An 8,380-nucleotide genomic window follows, 5' to 3' on the forward strand; every position below is an offset into this window, starting at 1 on the left:
GATGCGCACGCAACGGCGCGCGCGGACATGGTGCGCGTTCGACAGCCGCGACGCGCGGCGGTTCAGCCCGCCCGGCGGCAATCGGCATCATGCCACCGCATTTTCGCGCGGCGCGCGCACGCTGAGTAGTCCAGACAACAAAAAGCCGCGTGTGCGCGACTGCGCACACGCGGCTTTTCGATAGCGGGCGGCTCGGCCGCGTCAGCCGAGATTCGGACGCAGGCCGGCGATCTTCAGCCGGGTATCCGGCGCACGGCCCTTGCGCGCCCGCTTGCCGACGTGCGGCTCGAGGGCGGCGCCCGCGAACACCTCCTCCTGCGCCTTGCCGCCGCGCCCGGTGCCCATCAGCACGACGCCCGGGCGGCCGATCGCCAGCGCCTGCACGAGCGTTTCCTTGTCGTCGAGCGCCATCAGGATCACACCGCGCCCGCCGCCCGACAGCGTCTTCATCTCGTCCATGCCGAACGCGAGCAGACGGCCGCCGCTCGACAGGCAAGCGACCTGCGACGCATCCGGCAGCACCGGCATCGGCGCGAGCGGCGCCGCGCCCGCGTCGATCGTCATGAACGCCTTGCCGGCCTTCACGCGGCTCACCATGTCGCCCACCTTCGCGATGAAGCCGAAGCCGTTGCTCGACGCCAGCAGCAGCGGCTGGTCCGCCGGCGCCGCGTAGTAATGCAGCAGGTGCGAGCCCGACTCCAGCTCGATCAGCGACGTGACCGGCACGCCGTCGCCGCGCCCGCCCGGCAGCAATTGCACCGCGACCGAATACACGCGGCCGCTGCTGCCCCAAGCGATCAGCGTGTCCGGGGTGCGGCACTGGAACGCCGCGTACAGGCCGTCGCCCGCCTTGAACGAGAAGCTCGCCGGATCGAGCCCGTGGCCCTTCAGCGCGCGCACCCAGCCCTTTTGCGACACCACCACCGTGACCGGCTCGTCCACGACGCGCGCTTCGAAAGTCGCGCGCTTCTCCTGCTGGATCAGCGTGCGGCGCTCGTCGCCGAACTGCTTCGCGTCGGTCTCGATCTCCTTGATCATCAACCGCTTCATCGCGGTGTCGTTCTCGAGTAATTCCTCGAGCTTCGCCTTTTCGGCGCGCAGCTCTTCCAGTTCCTTCTCGATCTTGATCTTCTCGAGCCGTGCCAACTGGCGCAGCCGGATTTCGAGAATGTCCTCCGCCTGCCGCTCGCTGAGACCGAATGCGTCCATCAACGCGGATTTCGGCTCGTCCGACTCTCGGATGATCCGGATCACCTCGTCGATGTTCAGGAAGACGATCATCCGGCCTTCGAGGATGTGAATCCGGTCGTTCACCTTGCCGAGCCGATGGCGGCAGCGGCGCGTGACGGTGAGCTGGCGGAACTTCACCCATTCGTCGAGGATGCTGAACAGGCCCTTCTGGCCCGGCCGGCCGTCGGCGCCGATCATCACCAGGTTCAGCGTGGCGTTCGATTCGAGGCTCGTGTGCGCGAGCAGCGAGTGGATGAACTCGGTCTGGTCGATCGCGCGCGACTTCGGTTCGAACACGAGCCGCACCGGCGCGTCCTTGCCGGATTCGTCGCGCACGGCATCGAGCAGGTCGAGCATCGCCTTCTTGGTGTTGAGCTGTTCCTGAGACAGCGCCTTCTTGCCGAGCTTGAGCTTCGGGTTGGTCAGCTCCTCGATTTCCTCGAGCACCTTCTGTCCCGACGTGTTCGGCGGCAATTCGGTGACGACGAGCTGCCACTGGCCGCGCGCCATCTCCTCGATCTTCCAGCGCGCGCGCACCTTGAGGCTGCCGCGCCCGGCCTGGTACGCGGCGGCGATCTCCGCGTCGCTCGAGATGATCTGGCCGCCGCCGGGGAAGTCCGGACCGGGCACGAACTGCATCAGTTCGGCCGGCGACAGCTTCGGATTGCGGATCAGCGCGACCGCCGCGGCCGCCACTTCACGCAGGTTGTGCGACGGGATTTCGGTCGCGAGGCCCACCGCGATCCCCGACGCGCCGTTCAGCAGCACGAACGGCAGCCGGCCCGGCAGCAGCTTCGGCTCCTCGAACGAGCCGTCGTAGTTCGGCATGAAGTCGACCGTACCCTGGTCGATCTCGTCGAGCAGCAGCTGTGCGATCGGGGTCAGGCGCGCTTCGGTGTATCGCATCGCGGCGGCGCCGTCGCCGTCGCGCGAACCGAAGTTGCCCTGCCCGTCGATCAGCGGATAGCGCATCGAGAAATCCTGCGCGAGCCGCACCAGCGCGTCGTACGCGGACTGGTCGCCGTGCGGGTGGTACTTGCCGAGCACGTCGCCCACCACGCGCGCCGATTTCACCGGCTTCGCGTTGTTGCCGAGACCCATCTCGTTCATCGCGTAGAGGATCCGGCGCTGCACGGGCTTCTGGCCGTCGCAGACGTGCGGCAGCGCGCGGCCCTTCACGACGCTCACCGCGTACTCGAGGTATGCGTGTTCCGCATAGTGGCCGAGCGTCAGGAAATCGCCTTCGGGCGCCGCCGGCTCGGTAAAAAGATCGGGAGTGTTGTCGTCCATCTAGATTTCGTATCCGTATGTGGCATGAGGGCGTCGCCGGGCCGCGGCCCGGCCGCGCTCAGATATCCGCTTCGACTTCGTTGCCCTTTTCCTCGAGCCAGCTGCGGCGCGCGGCGGCCTCGCCCTTGCCCATCAGCATCGTCATGCGCTCGACCGTGCGCTCGTAGTCGAGATCGCCGAGCTTGACGGGCATCAGGCGCCGGGTGTCGGGGTTCATCGTCGTGTCCCACAGCTGTTCGGCGCTCATTTCGCCGAGGCCCTTGAAGCGGCTCACGCTCAGTTGGCTCTCGCGCACGCCTTCCTTCATCAGCTTGTCGAAGATCGCGATCCGCTCGCCTTCGTCGAGCGCGTAAAGCTTCTGGGCGGGCTTCTTGCCGCGCGCGGGCGCGTCGACCCGGAACAGCGGCGGCCGCGCGACGTACACGTGGCCGCGCTCGATCAGCTGCGGGAAATGCTTGAAGAACAGCGTGAGCAGCAACACCTGGATGTGCGAGCCGTCGACGTCCGCGTCCGACAGGATGCAGATCTTGCCGTAGCGCAGGTTCGACAGATCGACGCTGTCGTCGGGACTATGCGGATCGACGCCGATCGCCACCGAGATGTCGTGCACCTCGTTGTTCGCGAACAGCCGGTCGCGCTCGGTCTCCCAGGTGTTGAGCACCTTGCCGCGCAGCGGCAGGATCGCCTGGTACTCCTTGTCGCGGCCCATCTTCGCCGAACCGCCCGCCGAGTCGCCCTCGACCAGGAACAGCTCGTTGCGCGCGATGTCCTCGGTTTCGCAATCGGTGAGCTTGCCGGGCAGCACCGCGACGCCCGAGCTCTTGCGCTTCTCGACCTTCTGGCCGGCGCGGGTACGCGCCTGCGCCTGCTTGATGACCAGCTCCGCGAGCTTCTTGCCGTGCTCGACGTGCTGGTTGAGCCACAGCTCGAGCGCCGGACGCGTGAACGACGACACCAGCTTCACCGCGTCGCGGCTGTTCAGGCGTTCCTTGATCTGACCTTGGAACTGCGGGTCGAGCACCTTCGCCGACAGCACGAACGACACCCGCGCGAACACGTCTTCCGCGAGCAGCTTCACGCCCTTCGGCTGCAGGTTGTGCAGCTCGACGAAGCTCTTGACCGCCTGGAACAGGCCGTCGCGCAGACCGGACTCGTGCGTGCCGCCCGCCGGCGTCGGGATCAGGTTCACGTAGGACTCGCGCGTGAGCGAGCCTTCCTCGCTCCACGCGACCACCCACGACGCGCCCTCGCCCTCGGCGAACGTGTCGTCGCCCGAGCGGGAATCGGCGAAGCGCTCGCCCTCGAACAATGGGATCAGCAGTTCGCCGCCGTTCATCCCTTCGAGCAGGTAGCCGCGCAGGCCGTCCTCGTACTTCCAGGTCTGCCGCTCGCCGGTCTTCTCGTTGATCAGCGCGACCTCGACGCCCGGCAGCAGCACCGCCTTCGAGCGCAGCAGGCGCTGCAGCTCGCCGAGCGGCAGGTTCGGCGAGTCGAAATACTTCGGATCCGGCCAGACCGTCACGCGGGTGCCGGATTTCTTCTCGCCGCGGGCCACGGGCTGCGTGGCGAGCGGCGTCACGACGTCGCCCCCGGAGAAGCCGAGCTGCGCGACCTTGCCGTCGCGCCAGACCGTCACGTCGAGGCGCGTCGCGAGCGCGTTGGTGACCGACACGCCGACGCCGTGCAGGCCGCCCGAGAACGTGTACGCGCCGCCCGCGGCCTTGTCGAACTTGCCGCCGGCGTGCAGGCGCGTGAACACGATCTCGACGACGGGCACGCCCTCTTCCGGGTGCATCCCGAACGGAATGCCGCGCCCGTCGTCCTCGACGGACACCGACTGGTCGGCATGCAGCGTCACCGTGATCTGCTTGCCGTAACCGCCCAACGCCTCGTCGGACGCGTTGTCGATCACTTCCTGAATGATGTGCAGCGGATTCTCGGTACGCGTATACATACCGGGCCGCTGCTTCACGGGCTCGAGGCCCTTCAGCACCTTGATCGATGCTTCGCTATAGGCCGCGCTGGGCTTTTTCGTGGACATAGGCGCTTAGGTTCGTCATTCCTCGGGAGGTTATCCACAGCTCGTGTGGATAACATCGTGGACAAAACGTTGAATTCGATAAAAAAGCGAATCGAAACAATGGCGAGCTTAGATTGCTTCGAAAGTGGGCGACGCCCGCCGCGCACCGCGCGCCGGAGACCGCCGGAGCGGCCGCTCCGGGCGGGCCGCCCGAACGGGGCGTATTTTACTGGTTCCGCCGGGACACCCGCATGAACGGGAGCTTTACGACGGTTTGCGCTTCGCCTCGAGCTGCTCCCAGCGTTCGAGCGCTTCGAGCAGTTCGTCGTCGATCGCGGCGAAGCGCTCGGTCAGGCGGGTGCCTTCCTGCGCGTCCTTCGCGAAGATCGCGCCGTCCTCCAGCTGCGCGCCGATGGTCTTCTGCTCGGCTTCGAGCGCCGCGATCCGCTCGGGCAGCGCATCCAGCTCGCGCTGCTCGTTGAACGACAGCTTCACGGTGCGCTGCGCATTGCGGCCGGCCGCGGCCTTCGCCGCGTCGTCCTTCGCCGGCGCGGCGTCCCGCGCGGTGCGCCTCGCGGCCTCCTGCTGCAGCTGCTGCGAGCGCTCGCGCTGGATCTGCCAGTCGGAGAAGCCGCCGACGTACTCGCGCCACCGGCCGCCGCCCTCCGACGCGATCACGGACGTGACGACGTTGTCGAGAAACGCGCGATCGTGGCTGACGAGCAGCACGGTGCCGTCATAGTCGGTCAGCAGCTCTTCGAGCAGTTCGAGCGTGGGGATATCGAGATCGTTGGTGGGTTCGTCGAGCACCAGCACGTTGGCCGGCCGGGCGAACAGCCGCGCGAGCAGCAGCCGGTTGCGCTCGCCGCCCGACAGCGACTTGACGGGCGAGCGGGCGCGTTCGGGCGCGAACAGGAAATCGCCGAGATAGCTCATCACGTGCTTCTTCACGCCGCCGATCTCGACCCATTCGCTGCCGGGACTGATCGTATCGGCGAGGCTGCGCTCCTGGTCGAGCTGCGCGCGCATCTGGTCGAAGTACGCGACCTGCAGGTTGGTGCCGGTGCGTACCGTGCCTTCGTCCGGCTTGATCTCGCCGAGGATCAGCTTGAGCAGCGTGGTCTTGCCGGCGCCGTTCGCGCCGACGAAGCCGATCTTGTCGCCGCGCATCACCGTGGCCGAGAACCCGTCGACCACCGCGCGTTCGCCGTAGCGCTTCGTCACGTCGGTGAGTTCGGCGACGATCTTGCCCGACTTCTCGCCCTGCGCGACGTCGAGCCTCACGTTGCCCTGCACGTTGCGGCGCTCGGCGCGATCGTGGCGCATCTGCTCCAGGCGGGCGATCCGGCCGACGCTGCGGGTGCGGCGCGCCTCGACGCCCTTGCGGATCCACACTTCTTCCTGCGCGAGCAGCTTGTCGAACTTGTCGTTCTCGACCCGTTCCACTTCGAGCTGCTGCGCCTTGCGGATCTGATAGGCGGAGAAATTGCCGGGGTACGACAGCAGGCGGCCGCGATCGAGTTCGACGATGCGCGTCGCCACGCGGTCGAGGAACGCGCGATCGTGGGTGATGAACAGCAGGCCGGCGCGCTGGGAAACCAGCAGCTCCTCGAGCCAGCGGATGCCGTCGAAATCGAGATGGTTGGTCGGTTCGTCGAGCAGCAGCACGTCGGGCTGCACGACGAGCGCGCGGGCGAGCGCCACGCGCTTCTGCATGCCGCCCGACAGCGCGTCGACCTGCGCGTCGCCGTCGAGGCCGATCTGCGCGAGCGTGGTGGCGACGCGGGTGCGCCAGTTCCACGCGTCCGTCGCGTCGAGCGACGACTGCAGCGCGTTCATCCGCGCGAGCAGCGCATCGTGCTCGCCGCCCTCGGGCGTGTCGGCGAGACGATGCGCGATCGCATCGTATTCGTCGTGCAGCTCGCGGGCATGCGTGAGACCGGAGGCGACCGCGTCGAACACCGACTGCCCCGCATCGAACTCCGGCTCCTGCGGCACGTAGACGCTCACCAGGTCCTGCTGCCGCGTGACGAGGCCGTCATCGGGCCTGGCCAGTTCGGCGACGATCTTGAGCAGCGAGGACTTGCCGGCGCCGTTGCGGCCGATCAGGCCGACGCGCTCGCCGGCTTCGAGCGAGAAATCCGCGTGATCGAGCAACGCGACGTGACCGAACGCGAGCTGCGCGCCGGTAATGGAATAAAGCGACATGGGGGAGACGGCGAAGAGGAATCGGAAGCGCTCATTGTACCGGGGGCGGAGCGTCGCGCCGCGCTGGCCGGATGGCCGAACGCAAAAGACCGGGCGGGCCGGTACGCCGGCGGATTGCGCACGGACCGCTACCGCGGCCGTGCGCGCAGGGCCGCTTACTGGACGTTGACGGTGATCGTCTGGCTCATTTCGGGACCATAGGAACGATGCATGCCGTCGCCGAACTGCAGCGTGAGCGTGTGCTGGCCGGGCGGCAGTTTCACGTCGGTCTCGGTCTGGCCCTTGCCGAAGTGCAGCGAGCGCTCGGACGCGGGGATCACGTCGCCCTTGGGCACCGGTCTGCCGTCGATCAGCAGGTGGTGGTGGCCCGTGTCCGGCGTCATGTCGCCGGCCTGGCGGATCTCCATGCCTTCCAGACCGAACTTCACGTGAACCGGGTTCGACACGGTCGCGCCGTCCTGCGGGGCGACGAAAAACACTCGGGCTTCAGCCCGCGCCGCGGCGGACGCGACCAGCGCGGCGGCGCAGACCACACCGGCAATCCATTTCTTGTTGAGCATCGTTTTCTCCTTCGGACATGAAAAACGGCCCACGAAGCATACACCGCGCGCGCGGAAAACGCCGTCTGTTCGAGATACGTACATGTCCGTGTATAAGCGGGAATTTCTTCAAATTCCGGTACCATTGCGCCTTTCGCCGATCGGGCGGCCGCGCGCGTTCCGGCCGCGCGGCATTAACGAATGATCAAGAGCACGACATGAGTGAAGTCATCGAATACAAGAGCTGGGTCTGCCTGATTTGCGGCTGGATCTACCACGAGGAAGAAGGTCTGCCGGATGAAGGACTCGCCGCCGGCACGCGCTTCGCGGACATCCCGGACGACTGGCGCTGCCCGTTGTGCGATGTGGGCAAGAGCGACTTCGTGGTGGTCGATTTCTAGGGACGGAGGGCGCGATGCGGTCCGTCGGGGCGCGGGGCGCGGTAGCGGCGGGGGTTGGCGGGGCGATTGCGTTTGCTATACTTCGTGCCCGCGTGGATGTGCGTACCTGAACGGCCCGTCCACACGAGCCGGACGGTGAAACCGAGACCCGCGACCATGTGGCGGCGGGGTATTGGTTAAAATGGCGTGTCCCGACGCGTCAGGCAACACCCGGCTCATCGCGAACGGTGCGCAACGCATCGCCAGCGCTATCCTCCCCGTAGTTCAATGGATAGAACAAGCGCCTCCTAAGCGCTAGATACAGGTTCGATTCCTGTCGGGGGGACCAGCCAAGCCCCAAACCTCCCCCAAGATTCACAAGAAACTCCCCGCTCAGGCCCGTCTGGCGGCCATCTAGCTCCTACCGTCAACCAAGTTTGCTCAGTGACAGCCGGAGAAAGTGTTGGTATTTTTGTTGGTATCAGCAGATACCAACAAAAATACCAACAATGCCTCTCACTGACATACAGGTGCGGAACGCGAAGGCCAGCGCGTGATCCGCTTGGGATTTCCGGATCAGATCTAGAGCGAGTTTTCCGGCGTTTCGGGTCTGGTTGAACCCGGCAAAGGCACCAACTGACGGGCGAATTCAGCTGGTGCCAACTCTTTGAGAGCAGAGTGAGGACGGCTCTCGTTGTAATCCCGGCGCCAGG

Annotated in this window: 5 protein-coding genes, 1 tRNA gene and 1 pseudogene; 2 read left to right on the forward strand and 5 right to left on the reverse strand. The window is 66.6% G+C overall.

Annotated features, from left to right (window positions below):
• Nucleotides 1-201: 201 nt before the first annotated feature.
• From parC to RZR99_RS21090, 4 genes are all read right to left on the reverse strand, one after another.
• A complete protein-coding gene (gene parC, locus RZR99_RS21075) occupies nucleotides 202-2,520 on the reverse strand; it encodes a DNA topoisomerase IV subunit A (protein WP_323121707.1) in 2,319 nt (772 codons plus the stop codon).
• 58 nt (nucleotides 2,521-2,578) lie between these two features.
• Nucleotides 2,579-4,561: a DNA topoisomerase IV subunit B gene (gene parE, locus RZR99_RS21080; RefSeq protein ID WP_323121708.1), complete on the reverse strand. Its 1,983-nt coding sequence runs from the start codon at nucleotides 4,559-4,561 to the stop codon at nucleotides 2,579-2,581.
• A gap of 243 nt (nucleotides 4,562-4,804) precedes the next feature.
• Nucleotides 4,805-6,748, reverse strand: coding sequence for an ATP-binding cassette domain-containing protein (locus RZR99_RS21085; RefSeq protein WP_323121709.1), 1,944 nt, complete (start codon nucleotides 6,746-6,748; stop codon nucleotides 4,805-4,807).
• Nucleotides 6,749-6,903: 155 nt separating this feature from the next.
• Complete coding sequence (locus tag RZR99_RS21090) at nucleotides 6,904-7,308, reverse strand: DUF4399 domain-containing protein (RefSeq protein ID WP_323121710.1); 405 nt, start codon at nucleotides 7,306-7,308, stop codon at nucleotides 6,904-6,906.
• Between the two features lie 197 nt (nucleotides 7,309-7,505).
• Between RZR99_RS21090 and RZR99_RS21095 the strand changes: the two genes are divergently transcribed.
• Complete coding sequence (locus RZR99_RS21095) at nucleotides 7,506-7,688, forward strand: rubredoxin (RefSeq protein WP_323121711.1); 183 nt, start codon at nucleotides 7,506-7,508, stop codon at nucleotides 7,686-7,688.
• Nucleotides 7,689-7,941: 253 nt separating this feature from the next.
• Nucleotides 7,942-8,016, forward strand: a tRNA-Arg gene (locus RZR99_RS21100).
• A gap of 233 nt (nucleotides 8,017-8,249) precedes the next feature.
• Here the strand turns inward: RZR99_RS21100 and RZR99_RS21105 are convergent.
• Nucleotides 8,250-8,380 (reverse strand): annotated as a pseudogene (locus RZR99_RS21105) (integrase core domain-containing protein); the annotation flags it as partial.

It is taken from the genome of Burkholderia alba, assembly GCF_034721475.1.
Lineage (GTDB): Bacteria > Pseudomonadota > Gammaproteobacteria > Burkholderiales > Burkholderiaceae > Burkholderia > Burkholderia alba.

Excerpts from the sequence above, each read along its gene's own strand:
- RZR99_RS21095 (WP_323121711.1), top strand. The coding sequence starts at position 7,506 with ATGAGTGAAGTCATCGAATACAAGAGCTGGGTCTGCCTGATTTGCGGC.
- parE (WP_323121708.1), bottom strand. The coding sequence starts at position 4,561 with ATGTCCACGAAAAAGCCCAGCGCGGCCTATAGCGAAGCATCGATCAAG.
- RZR99_RS21090 (WP_323121710.1), bottom strand. The coding sequence starts at position 7,308 with ATGCTCAACAAGAAATGGATTGCCGGTGTGGTCTGCGCCGCCGCGCTG.
- RZR99_RS21085 (WP_323121709.1), bottom strand. The coding sequence starts at position 6,748 with ATGTCGCTTTATTCCATTACCGGCGCGCAGCTCGCGTTCGGTCACGTC.
- parC (WP_323121707.1), bottom strand. The coding sequence starts at position 2,520 with ATGGACGACAACACTCCCGATCTTTTTACCGAGCCGGCGGCGCCCGAA.